This window comes from Pseudomonas sp. S3_C06, from assembly GCF_054667675.1.
Map to the genome: position 1 here is coordinate 384,845 of NZ_CP162747.1, position 17,641 is coordinate 402,485.

Annotated in this window: 19 protein-coding genes; 5 read left to right on the forward strand and 14 right to left on the reverse strand. The window is 58.3% G+C overall.

All coding sequences use genetic code 11. The annotated features are described in order from the left end of the window. The first annotated feature begins 62 nt into the window (after window positions 1-62). Window positions 63-545, forward strand: a complete 483-nt coding sequence (locus tag AB4N44_RS01550; protein ID WP_127927477.1) for a DUF2867 domain-containing protein — start codon at window positions 63-65, stop codon at window positions 543-545. 130 nt (window positions 546-675) lie between these two features. Continuing rightward, the gene (locus tag AB4N44_RS01555) at window positions 676-1,242 is read left to right on the forward strand and encodes a hypothetical protein (protein ID WP_160039933.1); all 567 of its coding nucleotides are present in this window, start codon (window positions 676-678) and stop codon (window positions 1,240-1,242) included. A gap of 62 nt (window positions 1,243-1,304) precedes the next feature. Here AB4N44_RS01555 and AB4N44_RS01560 read toward each other — a convergent pair whose 3' ends face one another. Beyond that, window positions 1,305-1,586 carry a hypothetical protein gene (locus tag AB4N44_RS01560; protein ID WP_127927481.1) on the reverse strand — a complete coding sequence of 94 codons (282 nt, stop codon included), beginning with the start codon at window positions 1,584-1,586 and terminating at the stop codon, window positions 1,305-1,307. An 81-nt stretch (window positions 1,587-1,667) separates the two neighbouring features. On the opposite strand from AB4N44_RS01560, the gene AB4N44_RS01565 reads away from it, so the two are divergent. Further along, window positions 1,668-2,036 carry a hypothetical protein gene (locus AB4N44_RS01565; protein ID WP_127927483.1) on the forward strand — a complete coding sequence of 123 codons (369 nt, stop codon included), beginning with the start codon at window positions 1,668-1,670 and terminating at the stop codon, window positions 2,034-2,036. Window positions 2,037-2,112: 76 nt separating this feature from the next. On the opposite strand, the gene alaE is transcribed toward AB4N44_RS01565, so the two are convergent. After that, window positions 2,113-2,532, reverse strand: coding sequence for an L-alanine exporter AlaE (alaE, locus tag AB4N44_RS01570; RefSeq protein WP_238704405.1), 420 nt, complete (start codon window positions 2,530-2,532; stop codon window positions 2,113-2,115). Between the two features lie 73 nt (window positions 2,533-2,605). Continuing rightward, window positions 2,606-3,529 (reverse strand): LysR family transcriptional regulator, encoded by a 924-nt coding sequence (locus AB4N44_RS01575; RefSeq protein ID WP_460110571.1) that lies wholly within the window; start codon window positions 3,527-3,529, stop codon window positions 2,606-2,608. Between the two features lie 178 nt (window positions 3,530-3,707). Between AB4N44_RS01575 and AB4N44_RS01580 the strand changes: the two genes are divergently transcribed. Both AB4N44_RS01580 and AB4N44_RS01585 read left to right on the forward strand, forming a co-directional pair. After that, a complete protein-coding gene (locus AB4N44_RS01580; protein WP_316918329.1) occupies window positions 3,708-4,355 on the forward strand; it encodes a hydrolase in 648 nt (215 codons plus the stop codon). A gap of 175 nt (window positions 4,356-4,530) precedes the next feature. Beyond that, window positions 4,531-4,782 carry a hypothetical protein gene (locus AB4N44_RS01585; RefSeq protein ID WP_460110569.1) on the forward strand — a complete coding sequence of 84 codons (252 nt, stop codon included), beginning with the start codon at window positions 4,531-4,533 and terminating at the stop codon, window positions 4,780-4,782. A 62-nt stretch (window positions 4,783-4,844) separates the two neighbouring features. Here the strand turns inward: AB4N44_RS01585 and AB4N44_RS01590 are convergent, their stop codons facing one another. The 11 genes from AB4N44_RS01590 to AB4N44_RS01640 all read right to left on the reverse strand — a co-directional run bounded on the left by AB4N44_RS01590 (window position 4,845) and on the right by AB4N44_RS01640 (window position 17,628). Further along, window positions 4,845-6,143, reverse strand: a complete 1,299-nt coding sequence (locus AB4N44_RS01590) for a carbohydrate porin (protein ID WP_455805483.1) — start codon at window positions 6,141-6,143, stop codon at window positions 4,845-4,847. A gap of 85 nt (window positions 6,144-6,228) precedes the next feature. After that, window positions 6,229-8,634: a glucose/quinate/shikimate family membrane-bound PQQ-dependent dehydrogenase gene (locus AB4N44_RS01595; protein ID WP_460110567.1), complete on the reverse strand. Its 2,406-nt coding sequence runs from the start codon at window positions 8,632-8,634 to the stop codon at window positions 6,229-6,231. Window positions 8,635-8,960: 326 nt separating this feature from the next. Continuing rightward, window positions 8,961-9,266: a DUF6482 family protein gene (locus tag AB4N44_RS01600; protein ID WP_077572938.1), complete on the reverse strand. Its 306-nt coding sequence runs from the start codon at window positions 9,264-9,266 to the stop codon at window positions 8,961-8,963. A gap of 14 nt (window positions 9,267-9,280) precedes the next feature. Then, window positions 9,281-9,991, reverse strand: coding sequence for an SDR family NAD(P)-dependent oxidoreductase (locus tag AB4N44_RS01605; RefSeq protein ID WP_077572937.1), 711 nt, complete (start codon window positions 9,989-9,991; stop codon window positions 9,281-9,283). After that, window positions 9,988-10,530, reverse strand: a complete 543-nt coding sequence (locus AB4N44_RS01610; protein WP_150729248.1) for a DUF3833 domain-containing protein — start codon at window positions 10,528-10,530, stop codon at window positions 9,988-9,990. Before AB4N44_RS01610 ends, AB4N44_RS01605 begins: the two co-directional genes overlap by 4 nt. Before the next feature lie 81 nt (window positions 10,531-10,611). Beyond that, on the reverse strand, window positions 10,612-11,169 hold the full coding sequence (gene folE / locus AB4N44_RS01615) for a GTP cyclohydrolase I FolE (RefSeq protein ID WP_150729247.1): 558 nt from the start codon (window positions 11,167-11,169) through the stop codon (window positions 10,612-10,614). A gap of 315 nt (window positions 11,170-11,484) precedes the next feature. After that, window positions 11,485-12,387, reverse strand: a complete 903-nt coding sequence (locus tag AB4N44_RS01620) for a bestrophin family protein (RefSeq protein ID WP_150751438.1) — start codon at window positions 12,385-12,387, stop codon at window positions 11,485-11,487. A gap of 100 nt (window positions 12,388-12,487) precedes the next feature. Continuing rightward, window positions 12,488-13,537: an acyltransferase family protein gene (locus AB4N44_RS01625; RefSeq protein WP_127930396.1), complete on the reverse strand. Its 1,050-nt coding sequence runs from the start codon at window positions 13,535-13,537 to the stop codon at window positions 12,488-12,490. Window positions 13,538-13,661: 124 nt separating this feature from the next. Next, complete coding sequence (locus AB4N44_RS01630; RefSeq protein WP_238704407.1) at window positions 13,662-15,128, reverse strand: family 16 glycosylhydrolase; 1,467 nt, start codon at window positions 15,126-15,128, stop codon at window positions 13,662-13,664. Continuing rightward, window positions 15,125-16,180 (reverse strand): UDP-glucose 4-epimerase GalE, encoded by a 1,056-nt coding sequence (gene galE / locus AB4N44_RS01635; RefSeq protein WP_127927500.1) that lies wholly within the window; start codon window positions 16,178-16,180, stop codon window positions 15,125-15,127. The genes AB4N44_RS01630 and galE overlap by 4 nt, the downstream gene beginning before the upstream one ends. A gap of 29 nt (window positions 16,181-16,209) precedes the next feature. Then, on the reverse strand, window positions 16,210-17,628 hold the full coding sequence (locus AB4N44_RS01640) for an oligosaccharide flippase family protein (protein ID WP_127927502.1): 1,419 nt from the start codon (window positions 17,626-17,628) through the stop codon (window positions 16,210-16,212). Window positions 17,629-17,641 lie beyond the last annotated feature (13 nt).

Genomic DNA, 17,641 nt, shown 5'->3' on the forward strand with positions numbered 1-17,641 from the left:
TGTTTTCGCCCCTGAAATCTTCATTGTCGAGTGACGAGTCGGACCACCGACAGGAAACATGCATGGCCAACACATCACCCGCTCACACCCTGAGTGCATTGCCCGATCTTGATTACTATCACAGCAGTTCGATGCCTCTACCTGTTGAGATAACCACTCTTGATGCCTGGAACTTCATGAGGGCCAAGCCGGGGCTGTTCATGCGACTGGCTTTTCGGACGAGGGACGTGATTTCCTCACTGTTCGGGGTGAAGCGCATCGGCGGGTTCTCCGGCGCCAGGCGAGAAACCGTACAGACTGGAGAAAAGCTGGATTTTTTTCTGGTGGAGCATACTGCCCCCGACCTGCTCGTTCTGAGCGTGCGCGACCGACATCTGGATGTCATGATTTGCCTTTCGATAACAGATTGTGTGTTTACGATCACATCCTCTGTCGTAACGCATAACGTCTTTGGGCGCATCTACATGTTGCCGGTGGGTTTGGTCCATAAGTTGCTGGTCAATAGGGACCTTGGGCGTCTGAAACGAAATCTTGAAAGAGAATAAGGGACAAAACATGGTTCCTGATGCAACGTGATACTGATGCTTATCGGAACAAGGGATACTGAGACCAGGAAACCACAGATAACTTCAGAGACGCGCTTAATAAACTACCCAAGCATTACCTGGAAATAGCATGCAAGAAACAAGGCCTGGCCCACCAAAGAAAATAATGAAGAAACGAGTTATTACAGCTGTTGTGGTTTTACTTGCGGGGGCGTGGATTAATTATTTTTTTTGGGCCGCCAACATTTCATCACGAACAATTTTAATGCCGGAAATTCCGGAGTTGACGACATACCTGCTGACTGGCGCTATTTTTGGGGTTGTTTTTGCAGTTCCAACAATTCGCGCCGGCACAACGGCAAGAAGCACGATAAAGTCTTTTTTGGGTGGTTTCTGCCTGAGTTTGATGTTTTCTCTAAATTGTTATTCTGTCGCCGCCTACCTGTTGCCTGGTGAAACTGTCAGTTATGAGTCTGCGTATGAAGTTACTTATCCAGGGCCGCCCATCGGGAAATACAGTCGTTGCGAGGCTGGTCTGTGGATCAGTGTTCCAGACACGGATCGCAGGATTGAACTCTGCACAAACAAATCAGATTTGAACGAGCAAATTGGTCGCGGTATATATGCCGTGTGGGTGACTGCTCGCACTAATAAACTAGGCACTTACATTGTTGGCTATACATTTTTTCGCAAATAAATCTGTCAACACGAAATGTTTTATAAATGTGGTCTTTACCTGAAATCCCGAAAATGGATACCTCAGAACTGCAGCTCATCACACATTCTTTGCAAAAAATCGTCGCCGGCGGCGCACTCAGACAGCAAGTGATACCCTAACCAGATGTCCCAACCTGCAGCGAGCGTCAGGTCCTGGCGCTCGAAGTCGGGGCAGATTGTTCCGTCCAGGCCGACAACGACTTCGCCCACGCGTCGAAAGCCCCAGGCATCAACCAGTTTGCTTTCCAGCGACTTCCAGTCGGCATCCGACAACTCACCGAATTCGATAAGTAAATGGCCATTTGCAGCGTGGAAGAGATTCATAGGTTCGCACCGGGGGAGGGGGTATAAGATCGACTGGGAACTGTCATTCAAGTAACCGCACGACGTTGGCAAGGAGCATTCATGTGTGTCATCAGCATTGATCGGGATAGCGTGCATGCCGGGGATGATCTGGAAAGTCATGGAACATCAATCAAGCTTGATCCAACGCTAACACTGCGCACATTGTGCGAAGCGATCCAAGGTATGGGGTACTTGCCTGCCATCAGTGGAGGCAAGGCGACGTGGATTATTTGTTTATCGGGCAAAGACGTAGGTGTTTTAGCTCAGCAATGGCCTGAACCCAAATTGACGATCCCCGCCGAGAGCATTCTGAGTCAGTATTTTGCAGATTCCGAACCAAGCCTACTGTTCAAATATTGGTGCCAGGCAGATCCAGACCATGTCTTTTCACAGATCAATGCAGGACGTGAACCACCGTCCCGATTGTAGGAGTGGGAGGAAGCTTTCTACTCATCAAGAAGCTGCGTCGGCGGTATTTCTCGAGCGACTGCTTCCGGCTGTTGATTCAACCCTTCAACGACATCGGTCTGTCCCCACCCGGAGGCAAGCCAAACAGCCTCCGCACCCCGTTAAGAAACGCCCCATAAGGCCGCCCCAGAACCAGCATCATCACCGCCGCACCCAGCGTGCCGCGCATCAATCCTTCGCCCGATGCACCACTGAAGGCAATGATCGCGGCATAGATCGGCACCTGAAAACTGACCAGGGCGATGCTGTCCCACAACAACCTCGACACCCGACCTGGACCGGCGCGCGTCATCACCCAATCCCGCCATAGGCCGTAAGGTCGTGCGACCGGAATCATCAGCGCCGCACCCAGCAGGCGCGCCTGCAGAACCTGATCCCACGTCATGCCGGCAATGAAACGTTCATTGATGATGCCGGTGGTGGTGAAAAACAGGATCAGCGCTGTGGTGTCTGCCAAGAAGGCAGTCCGACGCGTTGGGCTTTGCAGTAGTTGCGGCACCTCAATTCTCCTTTCATGGCTTCAGCTTTCCTCAGCCAGACGCCGGCGCTTCATCGTGCTGTGACAGCGGCTGCACCGCGAGGTGCGGCGATTCGCCGAAGTACTCGATCAGCAGATCCGTGAGCACGCGGATCTTGCGCGCGGGATGCGGGCCTGGCGCGCGGAGGAGGTAGGCACCGGCCGGGGGCGGTGGATGGTTGGTCATGATCGGCACGAGTGCACCCGAGGCGATGTGTTCGTGGGTGAGGCAATCGGGCAAGTAGGCGACGCCGAGGCCGGCAGTCGCGGCCGCGGCGAGGGCAGTGCCGTTGTCAGCCTTGAAGCGTCCTTGCGGGCGCACCGTGATGATCTTGTCAGCCGCCATGAATTGCCAGGCTTCGGTGCCTTGCATGAGCGCCTGATGGGCGTGCAGTTCGTCCGGGGTTTCTGGGGCGCCGTGCGCTTTGATGTAGTCGGGGCTTGCGACGAGCTTGGTGTAGACCGGGCCGATACGCCTTGCGATCAAATTGGAGTCCTGCAGATAACCCACGCGAATGGCGCAATCGTAGCCCTCGGTAATCAGGTCAACGAAGCGATCGCTATAGCAGGTCTGCATGTGCAATTGAGGGTGACGGCGAGCCATTTCCGCCAGCACCGGGGCGAAGTGCGTCGGCCCGAACGACAACGGCACTGCTACGCGCAAGCGACCGCGCAGGGCGCCGGCGGGCAGGATGGTTTCCTTGGCGATGTCGATTTCGCTGCAGACTCGGGCGGCGTAATCGCGAAATGTCGCGCCAGCCTCAGTGAGTGAAGCCCCGCGAGTCGAGCGTGCCAGCAATTGCACACCCAGTTCTGCTTCGAGCCGGGCCAGACGGCGGCTGACGATTGATTTCGAGACCCCGAGCCGCAGCGCAGCCTGGGAAATGCCCCCGGCATCGGCCACCTCGACGAAGGTTTGCAGTTCTTCGATATCCATTTTCGCGTTCCCCTTGGCGCGACACAGTTCGCCTCGGGATGCTACTACTGCGACGGATATGGGAACAGCACAATGGCTTTTCCAGGCACGGCGTCACTCGCGTGCATTCTGGAACCCTTAGCCGCACGGGCTCCGGCCGTTTCACCCGCGTGCGTTACCCATACAAAAGGACCTGCAAATGGCAAGCGAAGCAATCCGCAACCCCCACACCGATCAACTGCTGACGCCCGAGAATTCAGCATTGATCGTCATCGACTATCAACCGGTTCAGGTGTCCTCGATCCGCTCGATGCCACGCGATGAACTGGTCTTCAACATCACCAGCGTTGCGAAAGCGGCGGTCAACTACAACCTGCCGATCATCCACTCGACCGTCAATGTCGCGACCGGCCGCAACAAACCACCGATTCAAGAGTTGCAAGCGGTGCTCGGCCATCTGCCCACCTATGACCGCACGTCGATCAACAGTTGGGAGGACACCGAGTTCAAGCAGGCAGTCAAAGCACTCGGGCGCAAGAAACTGATCATGACCGCGCTGTGGACCGAAGCCTGCCTGACCTTCCCGGTGCTCGACGCGATCCAGGAAGGCTATGAGGTTTATGTGCCGATCGATGCGGTGGGCGGCACGTCGCTGGCCGCGCACGAGGCGGCGTTGCGCCGAATGGAACAGGCGGGGGCGAAGCTCATCAGCCGCGTGCAAATGTACTGCGAACTGCAGCGCGACTGGGCGCGCGAGGTAACCGTGCCGGGCTTTATGGGCGTGTTTGAAAACTTCGACGGCTTTAACGCTGAAAAGGCGCTGCAAGCGGCGGGCAACAAGGCCTGATTAACGGGCCGTTGCTGAAGGTGGCGCTGGCGGCATTCGGCGCTGCCTTCTTTTGGCTTTTCTCGACGCCTGAAAATAATCTGAACGGCCCCGGAACCTGCTCGCCTAATGATTAGCTTGTGGTCAATCGCACAGGCCCCGTGTCAATAACGGCACACTCCGAGAGGTGGTCAACGTGGCTAAAGACGAAAAGAAAAGCAAAGACAAAGGCGACGCTTCGAAAGCCAGCAAGGACTTGAAAGACAAAAAGTCATCACCCGAGAAGAAATCAGCGGCAGCCTCGGCGCTTTCAAAGTCTTCCGACAAGGACAAGAAAGACAAGAAAAAAGATGCCGCGCCCAAGAAGTCTGCCAAGAAAGCCGATAGCAAGCCTGAGAAGGCCAAGGATTCGAAGAAGGCTGACAAGCCGGCTAAAAAGAAAAAGTGATCTTGAAGACAATAAAAAACCCGGCATTCAAACCGGGTTTTTTATTGCCTGCTATTTGGAGATCAGAGCGCCGCTTTCACCTGCAAACCAAACACCAGTGCATTATCGATGTCCTGCCCGGAAAACGCGCCCGGCTCGATGATGTACTGCATATTCGGGCGCAGGGTCAGCCAAGGCGTGGCTTGATAACCGTAGCCGAGTTCGATCAATTGCTCGGCGCTGTCCAGGTTCGGGAACGCTGTGCCGTTGTTCAATGCTGCGTCCTGCAGCACGTCACGGCTGCGCGGGTTCGGCACGGCGCGGCCGTAACCCAGGGCGACGGTGTCTCGCGGACGACCTTCAAACGGTTTGTACAGAACCACGCCGGTGCCGTACCACTTGCTGAACGGCGAAGCCGCTTCGCTGGCCGCCGAGTATTGGCCGAAGGCGTGCAGGCTGCGGCCTTCGGACGTCGGCGAGTTCCAGACGGCCTGATCGATCAGCAGGTAATGGCCGCCGCGACCGGACACTTCTTTGTCACTGCCGATGCGTTTTACGTCGGAGCTGTCGTAGTAGTAACCGAGCTTGTATTCGCCGGGCAGGGCGCCCGCATGCTTGTACACCAGCTCGATCGGCACCACGGTGCCGGTGGTGTGTTTCGGGCCAAGATGCCAGGCGCGGCTGGAGTTGCCGTTGCTTTCCGGGTCGACGTTGAACGCGGCCACGCGCAGTTGCCACGAGGACGACAGGTCGTATTTCACCCGCACGCCCAAATGGGCATTGGGGTAGTTGGTCCAGCCGCTACCGCCAGACATGTTCAGCGGATGACCGCAGAAACCGGCGTTCATGAAGTTGCACAGAATGCCGCTGTCGAGGCCGCCGAGGTCATTACCCATGGCCATGTAACCGAGTTTCACATTGAGCGCCGGGGTAAACAGGCTGCGCTCGTAACTCAGTTCGGTCAGGCGCGTGTACAGGCCACCGTAGTTTTCCTGGATCGGCAGACGGTTGCCGACCAGATCTTCCGAGGCGCTGTTGCCGCGACGGTCGTTGATGGTCAACTGGACCTTGCCGGCATTGTCGACGCCGTACAACTTGCTCAGATCGAACTGCACGCCGAGTTTGATGTTCTGCGAGTAGCGCGCCGAGCGATGCAGGCCGCCGTCGGCGTTGTATGCCATTTCACCGCTGTAGTCGCCGGTGAACTTGATGCCTTGTTCATCCATCTGGTGACGCAAGCCACCCCAGTCACCGGTAAGGGTGCTGCGGGTCAACAGATCGGAATCGTTATCGGCCAGCGCGGGGAGGGTGGTGGTGCACGCGACGCCCAGCAACAGGCCTTTGAACAGGTCAGAACGGGAAAAACCAACAGCCGATAGCATGTAAATCTTCCTGCAGAAAACTTGAGCAATAGGGGGAAAGCAGCGCGGCACCCGAAGGTGCCGCGCTTTACGTGGACACCGTGATTTATGGCAGGGCGTAAGCCATCACGTAGTCGCCGCGATCGGTCGACTGACGCGCGCCACCCGCGGTGATGACGATGTACTGCTTGCCGGTTTTCGGCGAAACATAGGTCATCGGGCCGCCTTGGCTGCCGACTGGCAGACGTGCTTTCCAGACTTCTTCACCGTTGCCGCTGTTGAAGGCGCGCAGGTAGAAGTCCTGGGTGCCGGCGATGAAGATCAAACCACCTTGCGTCGACAGCGTGCCGCCGAGGGTTGGCAGACCGATCTTGATCGGCAGGTGCATGCGGATGCCCAGTGGACCGGTGTCTTCAACGGTGCCGACCGGAACCTGCCAGGCGATTTTCTGGGTCTTCATGTCGATCGCGGTCAGCGTGCCGAACGGCGGCGCCTGGCACGGAATGCCGGCTACCGACAGGAAGCGGTTTTTGTTCACCGCGTAAGGCGTGCCTTTCAGCGGAACGGCGCCCATACCAGTGTTCAGCGCTTCGCCACCGCCAGCGGCCTGGCCTTTGTTCTGCGACGGAATCATCTGAATCCACAGACCCAGGCGCATGTCGTTGACGAAGATGAAACCGTGTACCGGGTCAGTGGAGATGCTGCCCCAGTTCATGCCGCCCAGCGAACCCGGGAAGCTCAGCGATTTGTCCATGCCCGGCGCGGTGTACAGGCCGTCGTAGCGCATGCCTTTGAAGTCGATGCGGCAGAGCAACTGGTCGTACGGCGTGGCGCCCCACATGTCCGATTCAGTCAGGTGCTGAGCACCGATTTCTGGCATGCCCACCGATTTCGGCTGAGTCGGGGAGTACGGTTCGTTCGGGATGTTCGCCGCTTTCACCGGTACTTCTTTAACCTCGGTCAACGGTTTGCCGGTCGCGCGGTCGAGCACGTAGATCTGCCCGGCCTTGGTGCCGATGACCAGTGCCGGAATGCTTTTGCCGTCCTTGGTGAAGTCGATCAGGCTCGGCTGCATCGGCAGGTCGAAGTCCCAGAGATCGTTGTGCACGGTCTGGAACACCCAGCGCTCGTCACCGCTGGTGGCGTCCAGCGCGAGGATCGAAGCACCGTAGGTGTGATCGAGTTTGCTGCGCTCGACACCATAGATGTCGGTCGACGAACTGCCCATCGGCAGGAACACGGTGTTGGTTGCCGGGTCGTAGGACATCGGCGCCCAGCTGTTCGGCGTGCTGCGCACGTAGGTGCTGCCGTCGGCCGGAGCCTTTTTATCCTGCGGGTTGCCCGGGTCGAAGGCCCAACGCATGGCGCCGGTGATCACGTCGAAACCACGGATCACGCCGCCGGGCATGTCGGTTTGTACGTTGTCAGCCACGCGACCGCCAACCACCACGGTGGTGCCGGCCATCAGCGGAGCGGAGGACAACTGGTAGTAGCTGTCCGGGACATTACCCAAACCGGCCTTCAGATCTACCTGACCGTTGTTGCCGAAACCCTGGCAGAACTCGCCGGTGTCCGCATCGACCGCGATCAGGCGGGCATCAATGGTGTTGGTCAGCAGACGACGCTGGCAATTGGCGGCCGGCGCAGGCTTGGCTTCGATGATCGACGAGTTGCTTGGCTGAGCAATCGCTTTGGTGGCGTCGAAATAGGCCATGCCACGGCAGCGCTGCCAGACTTTCGACTGAGCGTTGATTGCGTTCTTCCACAGCTCTTTACCGGTGTCGGCATCGAGGGCAATCAGGTTGTTGTGCGGGGTGCAGATGAACACCTTGTTGCCAACCTGCAGCGGGGTGAGCTGGTCTTCAGCACCGTTGCCATCGCTCTCGGCGATGTCACCGGTGTGGTAGGTCCACGCGACTTTCAGCTTGTCGACGTTGCTGCGGTTGATCTGGTCCAGCGCAGCGAAGCGGCTGCCACCTTCGGTATTACCGTAGTGCGCCCAGTCCTTTTGCGCCTTGTCCGGCTCGACCGGGGTCAGGCCTGGGCCAGTGCCGGTTGCCGCCACGGTTGGATGGGCGACAAACATATTGCCGGCCGCTACAACCACGCCGACTGCCAGCACCGCCGCCACAGCGTAAGCGCCGCGACCGGCAACGCCACCGTTGGCACGTTTGAGCTGCGGATAAACCAGCGCCACGACCAGGCCGATCACACTGAACATGAACAGGCGCGAGAACACCGGCCAGAACACCAGACCGGCATCGCTCACCGCCCAGATCGCGGTGCCCACCAGGAACGCGGCGAACAACCACGCGCCGGCAAGCTTGAAGCGCGCGATCAGCAGACCGGAAACGGCCATGACCAAGCCACCCACCAGGAAGTACCACGAGCCTCCCAGGCTGACCAACTTCACGCCGCCCGCAGCCAGCGCCAAGCCGAGCAGGGCGATGACGACGCCCAGCCCGATCAGAATGAATTTTGATATGCCCGAGAGGCGTTGACTCTGCTTCACGTTGAGTGTCCCGTTGAAATGAGGCGCGCATTATATAGTTAGGTAACTACCTAGTTAAATCACTAATTCAGTAATAAAGCGTTATTGGATTTTTGATAATCCGCTTGGGCCGCAAATGGCGCTCTGACAGGCTTCAACAGAGCTTTTGAAAACCTGCAAAAGACGCCGTTTTGTCAGAAAAAATCATGGTTATGACAGCATTTCTATTTTGCTGTTTTCAGTCAGCCAACACCGTTCAACTGACGCACGGCCGTAACACCAGCTTAGCGGGTACGCGACAAATGGGGCGGCCCCCGCTCGTTACCAGTTGATGTGCGTGGTTCGACTCATACGGGCGTAGTGAGCGAAAAGGGAATGCGCAGCTCTTCGACAGGCCCTGTATCGCGCCCGCACATTTCGTCGTGCACGCATTGCTGCACCAGCACGCAGGGAAAGGCCGGCACGGTCTGCAGCAAGTCACGCAGGTGGGTGATCGAGCGCAGGTGCATCGGCTTGGCCGCGTCATCCAGCAGGGTGAACTGGCCGTGATCCAGACGGATCCGCGCCAGATAAAAACCACCTTCGAGTGACAGCAGCTCCAGTTCACGTATTTCACTGTTGGCCGCACGTTCGGTGAGGGCTTGCAGGTTCATGCTTCACTCCTTGCCTACCAGGGTAGGCGTTCTCCATCGTAGGCAAAGAAATGGCCGCTGTCGGCCGACGTCAACTGGTCTATCAAGGTCAGTAACTGTTCAGCGGCAACGTCTGCCGGACGGGCGCTGGAGGCGCCGCGAAAAGGTTGCGACAACCCCGACACCACCGTGCCCGGGTGCAGACTGAGCAAGCGACTCTGCGGGCGCGTGCGTGCCAGTTCGATGGCGGCGGTCTTGATCAGCATGTTCAACGCAGCCTTGGAGGCGCGGTAGGCGTACCAGCCGCCCAAACGGTTGTCGCCAATGCTCCCGACCTTGGCCGAAAGCATCGCCATCGCTCCCCGAGGATCGAGCAGTGGCAGGAAATGACGCAACACCAATGCCGGTCCCAGCGTGTTCACTTGAAACACGGTTTGCAGCGCCTCCGGCTCGATTGCGCTGAAGCTTTTTTCCGGTTTGATCCCTTCGCGATGGAGCAGACCGGCCGCGTGGATGATCAGTTGATACGGCGCTTCGCCTGCCAGTTCGGAGGCGGCACTGGCAATCGTTTCGGGCCGTTCAAGGTCGAGCGCGGGGAGGGTACGGCGCCCCAGCGCACGAACGTCGGCACAGCGCGGATCCTGTTTCAGCAGTTGGCAAAAGGCTGTGCCGAGGGCGCCACTGGCGCCGATCACCAGCGCGCGATAACCGTCGCCGAGCGAGGCCAGGGTCAATGCGCGGTTCATTCGCTGACTCCGGCACCCTGGCGACGGAAGAACAATGTCACCTGTCCGACCTCTACGCCGAATTTGGACATGCTGGTGCGGTTGATCAACGTGTCCTCGTCCATCAAGTACATCCAGTCGTCCATGCTCATTTCGTAAGTCGAGTCATCGACCGGCAGGTTCAGGCGATAACGCCAGTGCAACGTGTTGCCCGCGACCCGGCCCTCGGCGACACCCACCACGTCAGCCGCGCGACCGCTCCAACGCCCCTGGCCTTCGGGCGTGAGAGTCCAGACGCGACGTTGGCGGGTGCCGTCGCTGTACAGGAAGCGCTCGTCGAGAATCAGGTTGTTGCCCTCACGCCGGCTGACGATGTTGACCTCAAAACGCTTGGCCACCTCACCGTTGCGCTTCTGAAACATCCCCCAGGCTTTGACGGGCTGGCTGAAAAAACGCTGCAGGTCCAGGGCCGGTTGTTGCTCGGCATAACGGGCAACATCTACGCTGCCGCAGCTTGCGACGCTGAGGACCAGTGCCAGTAACAGCAGAAATCGGGTCATCGCCTAACTCCCTGAAACACACAAGTGAAGAGGGTGAGATTCGAACTATCGGCTTGTACAGTGACTGTCCCCTGTATAGCTTTATCGACGTCCGATCAGTTGCAGGAACTCCTGCCGTGTCGTCGAACTATCCCGGAAAGCCCCCAGCATCACGGAGGAGGTCATGACCGAATTCTGCTTCTCAACGCCGCGCATCATCATGCACATGTGCCGCGCTTCAATGACCACCGCCACACCGGCGGCATCGGTGATCTGCTGGATGGCGTCGGCAATCTGCCGTGTAAGGTTTTCCTGGATCTGCAGGCGACGCGCGAACATGTCTACCACCCGCGCGACCTTCGACAGCCCCAGGACCCGGCCGGTGGGGATGTACGCGACATGTGCCTTGCCGATAAAGGGCAGCATGTGGTGCTCGCACAAGGAATACAGCTCGATGTCGCTGACGATCACCATTTCATCGCTCTGCGACTCGAACAAGGCACCGTTGGTGACGTCTTCCAGGCTCATGGTGTAGCCGTTGCACAGGTACTGCATCGCTTTGGCGGCGCGCTTGGGTGTCTCCAACAGTCCTTCGCGCTCGGGGTTTTCACCGACGCCGACGAGAATTTCACGGTAATGGCTGGCTAATAGTGGGTTCATTCAAGGTGCTCGCGGCAGTGCTGTGCGTGAGGCCAATCCATAGCGAAAGAGTTGTACGCAATGAAGTGCTTTGTATAGGTTTTATTGAAGATAGGCTGAAAAAAATCACCTGACAATGAATCGGCAATCTTTTTTATGCAGATGCGAAAACCTCACATCGCAAAATGTGAGACCGCGAGGAGCGGGAAGCAGAGGGGGATGAGAGTGAGCGCTCCGGGAGATGTGTGAGCGCGGTGCGATAACAAGCGATGTTGTGCGGCGTTCTGATTGATTTGGAAACCGTCAGACGTCCTGACAGTTCCCGATTGCTGCACCTCAAGCGTTTTCTTCAATCCGACGCACATCCCCCAAAGAATCACGCTGCATCGATTGCAGGTTTTTCTCGATGGTTTCGCACAGCGCTTCCATCTGAATCTGGTGTTCGCTTTGGCGAAACGGGCTTTGCAGATCGGTGCCGATGCGTTCGATGGCCAGCAGCATAAAACCGACCACGGTCGAAGCCAACGGCGTGAACCAGCCCAAAGACTCCACCAGTCCGACCGGCACGATCAGGCAGAACAGCGAAATAAACAGCCGCGGAAAATACACATACGGGTAGGGCAGCGGCGTATTGGCAATCCGCTCCATGCCACCCTGGCTGTTGGACAGGTCCACCAATGTCGACTCCAGTCGTGCCAGACGAATGCTGTCCAGGCGCCCGGCCTTGTATTCCCGAGCCAGCAAGGACGCCGAGCCGGTGAGGATATCGTTGGCAAAGTTATTGGTCGTGCCACTGCGGGCGAATTCATTGGCGGGAATAAACGCGCGGACTTCCTCAGGGCAAGGCTGGCCTTGTAGATGCGCCGCGAGGCAATTCACATAGGCGACGTGGCGGCGCAACAGGGTCGACTTGACCGGATTGACCTCGCCATCGGGATCATCCAGCAACGTCAGCACCTGGCGGGCGAAGCTGCGCGAATTGTTGATCATCGAACCCCACAACGTGCGTGCTTCCCACCAGCGGTTGTAAGCGCTGCTGTTGCGAAAACTGATCAGCACGATCAATGCCGAACCCAATAACGTCAGGGGCATCAATGGCAGATTCAGCTTGGCGTTGAGGAACAACATGAAATCGACGGTGACGGCGATGTCCCAGAGCAGCAGCCAGAACAACGCCCAGCCGACATAGCCCAGAGTCTTGATGATCAAACGGTATTTTCTGACGATGGCTGCTTTCAAACGGAAACCTCGTGGTGAGCGGTAAGCGTTAACGCCTTAGCTCGGACGCTGTTTTCGCGGGAAAGGTTCGCTAAATCGCTTCAGCTTTCGTCGCCGCCGGCTAACCGGCCCGTAGACGATTGAAGGAAAATGACAGGGACCTTTTCATCAGTCTGGCCATCGGCGTTTCGATTTTTTCGTGAATGACATAGGACGCAGCGATCATCAAAGCCACGGTGCCCCACAGCAGCAGGTGCGCATTCACCGCCGGATAGGCCATGTTGAAGATGATGAAACCGATCATTTGATGGAGCAGGTACAGCGGGTATGTGAGCGCTCCCAGGGTCGTCCAGTTCAATTGCCCGATGGCGGCTGTTTTGTTGGTTGCGATCAAAAGGAAGGTCATAAAGAAAACGATAATGACGCTGCCGATGATCGAGGGATCGTACTCCGTCGCATATTTGCTTTCGATCGACTCGGCCCAGGTAATGGCGGTGAAAGTGGCCAAGGCCAATGCGCCCGCCACCAGGGCAATGCGCAGTTTTGTCATGCCCTTCGCCCAGATCAGGTAGAACGTGGCACCGGCGATGAAGTAGGCCGCGTAATCAGTGATGAGAATCGAGCGCAGCTTTTCGAAAGCGAGGACTTCCGCGGTGGCCGAGACCAGTAGCCAGAGCACCAGGCAGGGTTCGATTTTGTCTATTTTCTTCAAGGCCAGGAGAATCGAGATCATCAGGTAGAACTTGATCTCTACAAACAGTGACCAGTACACGCCGTCGATGGGCGGGACGCCGATCAGATCGCCAAGGAACGTCATGTTGATCAGGTATTGATAAAGATCCGCGCTGAATCTCGGCTGTCCGAAGGCGAGTGTGATCAGAAAGGTGAGCGTGCAGCACACCCAGAATGCCGGGCACAGGCGCACCACGCGGGAGATGAAAAACACCTGCAGATTGTTGCTTGAAGCCGTCATCAGGATGACAAATCCGCTGATCATGAAAAACAGTTCCACGCCCAGGTAACCGTATTTGGCCACCTCGGCCAGCAGCGGATAGGGCATGACCGACATGTCGCCCCGCGCATACCCGCGAAACGCGTAGTGAAAAATCACCACGGCGAGCGCAGCCAGAAAGCGCAGCAAATCCAGTTCCTTCAGTCGTCGGTTGTTCATGTTTGGGCGCTCCGGACGTGTTAGCGCTGATTGAGAACTGACGACTCTGCCGAGTGGAATTCGACCCAAGGCGAAAGCTATGGCAGCAGGAGGGGGCATCGACTGTCCCAGCGTTGTGTGACGGTTATGGACCGCGTTGCCACCTATGGATGTAGTCGACTTCGAAGGTGGACGGCAGGTCAGCGTCGTCGACCACGCCGAACCATTTCCACATGGCCTCACTGTCAAAGACGATCTGCATCGGGAAGAAGAAGTGGCGGTTCTTCGATTCCCTGACCAGCACGCCATCGACGTACCAGCGCAGGGTGTCGGGCTGCCAGTCGAAGCCGTAGACATGAAAATCACTGGCCAGGCGCCAAGGGCTGATCCAGGTGCTGCCGTTGGCGATGTGTTCTTTACTTTGCGGCGTGGCCCATAAGTGAGCGTTCATGTTGTAAGAACGATCCGAGGCTGCGCCTTTGGTTTTACCGCCAATTTCAAAGATATCGATTTCGGTGGCGTTGTCCGTGAAGCCCGTCCACGCCAGCCAGAAGGCGCTCGACGCTGCGGAGTTCATCGGTTTGGCGCGTGCTTCGTAGTAGCCGTAGAAACCGCGTTCACGGGTACGGACCATGGCTGAGGTGTAATCCTTGAAGCCAAGCTCGACGTACTTCTGCGGCAAGGTTTCCTTGCGGAAGACAATGTTCAGGTTGCCGTTGCTGACGCTAGCATTGCGTGGAGTGAACAGCGCCGGTTTGCGCCCGAGCGATTCATTGCCGATGGCATTGTTGACGTGCCAGCGGGTGGGGTCGAGGCTGCTGCCGTTGAAGTCATCGGACAGGTTGGTGTCGAGTACCCAGCGTCCGGCATTGGTTTGATCGGACAGCGGCAGATAAACGTGAGTGCGGGTCGGCAGCGTGCCCAGCGGACCGACACGGGTCCACGTATCGGCGTGGGTGGGAACGGCCACTGACCACTTGTGCGCAAGGTACTGAAAAGCCTGCTGGCGCTCGGCGAGGGACGCAAACGGGCGGTCGTAAACCAGCACCTCGGCGATATCGCCGCGAAAGTTTTCCGACGTGCCGACGGCATTGCGCCCGACCGCATACGGGCCGATCGGCACACCCTGCAGTTCCAGGACGGAAACGGTCGGTTCATACGCGGTGGTTTGCGCCAAGCTGATGGCGAAGTTCGGCAGCACGTTATCGTTGTCAGCGGTTTGCGCACGTGAACTGAACAACCGCTGCCACGGATCGACGCCGGCCTGTTCTGGCAATCGGCGGGACACGACCAATACCGTGACAGGCCCTTTTGCACTGCGAATGTTTTTGCCCATAAACGCCGAAGTACCACTTAAACGCACGACGGCATGGCCATTCACGGCGTTTTCAATCTTTTGTGGCTGCTCGGTGCCTTCGTCGACCCTGGCGTCATGGGACTGGCCGGATTTATCGCTCCAGCGCTGCACACGGTTCTGCGTATCCAGGGTCAGGCTGGACGCATCGGCGGCGTCCAGCCACAGCACCAGCCCGGCATTGGGCGGCGCTTGTGCGGCGTTGCCCGTCAGCGCAACCCACAGCAGCAGCGCCGGCAGCGATCGTAAGAGCATCATTTGAAAGCAAGCAGCGCGGGGATTTCGAAGGAAGACTGATACCCCTGCGGATTACACGACTGCCAGCGCCAGGCATCGACAATCATTTGTGGCAGGTCGCGTTGCGCGGTCCAGCCCAGCTCGCGTCCGGCCTTGGCCGGGTCGGCCCAACACTTGGCAATGTCACCTTCGCGGCGCGGTGCAAACCGGTAGGGAATGCTGATGCCGGTGATGTCCTCGAAACTGTGGATGATCTGCAACACGCTGTAGCCGACCCCCGTGCCGAGGTTCCAGAAATGGATGCCGTGGTTCTGCTGCAACACCAGCAGTGCCTTGAGGTGGCCAATGGCAAGGTCGACCACATGGATGTAGTCGCGCACGCAGGTGCCGTCGACGGTGGGATAGTCGCTGCCGTAGACCGTGAGTTCCGGTATCCGGCCAATGGCGACCTGGGTCAGGCACGGCAGCAGGTTGTTGGGTCGGCCGCGCGGGTCTTCACCGATCATCCCGCTTTCGTGGGCGCCAATCGGATTGAAGTAGCGCAACAGGCCAATGCTCCAGCGCGGATCGGAGTCGCACAAATCCGTGAGCAATTCTTCGATCATCAGCTTGGTGCGACCATACGGATTGACCGGTTTGCCGGTGCCGAAGTCTTCGGCAATCGGCGTACGGGTCGGCTCGCCGTACACCGTGGCCGATGAGCTGAACACCAGGCGGAAGACGTTGTTGCGCGTCATGGCCTGGCACAGGTCAAGCGTGCCTGCGACATTGTTGGCGTAGTAGTCGAGCGGTTTGCGCACGCTTTCGGCGACGGATTTGAGGCTGGCAAAATGCACCACGGCATCGATGTCGTAGCGCCGGAAGATGTCGTCCAGCAGGTCGGAATCACGGATGTCGCCCTTGATGAAATCGATCCGGGTCAAGGTCAGTTGCTCAAGGCGCGCGATGCACTCCTGACAGCTGTTGCACAGGTTATCGAGCACCAGCACCCGGTGCCCGGCATTGATGAGCGCCAAAGCGGTATGCGAGCCGATGTAACCGGCCCCGCCAGTAATCAACGTGGTTTTGCGCATGGTGAGGTCTTCCTGTCTCAGGGACTGAATCAGCGGGCGGTGAAAACCGATTTGAATTCCTGCGGCCAGTGCGGGTGGATGAGGCTGTACGCCACGGCGTAGCTCAGCGCGCCCAGCGCGATGTTGCCGATCAGGTGCAGGTAGCCTTGAAAGCCCAGTTGCGGTGACACCAGCAATACGGTCGCGGCCATGACCAGCGAGGCAATCACGCTGCGGTAATTGGCCTCGACAAACCGCCGCCAGCTGTAACCGATGGCCAGGTTGAGGCCGCGAATTTGCAGTGGCGTGATCAGCAACATGCGCGCGAGCAGAGCGCCGGCTGCGGCCATGCCGCCATAAACGTTACCGAGGCTGTAGACCAGCGCCAGTGCGAGGACGGTAGTCAGCACTTCCGCCTTGATCGTCAGGTGGCTGCGGTTGACCGCCACCAGTGCGGTGGTGGCGTACATGGCGGTGTTGCCGATGGCCGCCGTGCAGGCCAGCACTTGCAACAATGGAATGGCGTCAGCCCACTTGGCGCCGAAGATCAACAGGATGAGGTCGTTGGCCGTGAGCGCAAGGCCAATGAACAGCGGCGTCAACACAAAGCCGCTGACGGCGGTCGAGTCGCCAATGATCCCGAGCAGGCGCTTGGGTTCCGCACTGCGTCGGGCGAACGCCGGCAACGCATAACTCAGCAGACCGTTATAAATCGCTGTGCGCGGCAGTTCGATGATGCGCATCGCCATGTTGAACATGCCGACTGCGTTCGCCCCGGCCGTCATCCCCAGCACCACGTTGACGCCGCGCTGCAAGGTTTGTGAACTCAGCGAATTGATTGCAACCGGTGCACCGGCCTTCAACAGTTCGCGCAAGACCGTCCGGTCGATGGCAAACGCGATGCGTCGCCGGTCTGCACCCATCAGAACAATGATCGACACCCATTCCATGATCAGCGCCTGGGCAATCACTGCCCACGCACCCCAACCGTACAGCGCCACTACGATGCCGCCGACGCCGCCCGCGACTTTGCCCAGTAACGTGCGCGACGCGAGCATCTTGAAGTTACCGCTACGGCGCATTTGCGCCACATAGACCCGCGCCATCATGGTGAACAGGATTTTCACCGAGGCCACTGCCGTCAGCCATTGCAGCAGCGGGTCGGGCGTGTACAGGAATGCCGCGAGCGAGATGATGACAATCGACACCAGACTGACGAGCACCCCGGCCCAGAAAGCCGTGGAAATGTGTTTGTCTTCCAGCCGTTCAAGGCGTACCAGCGGATCCTCCAGCACCGATGAGTACACCAGACCAATCAGCTCGACGATGGCAATGATGATCGTGCCCACACCCAGCTCGGCCGGCGACAGCAGCTTCGCGTAGACGACAAAGGTGATCATCGACAGCAGGATCAGGCCGAATTTTTCGGTGAAGATCCAGCTCAATGTCACCAGACGGTGATTGGCCATGGCGGGTACCGGT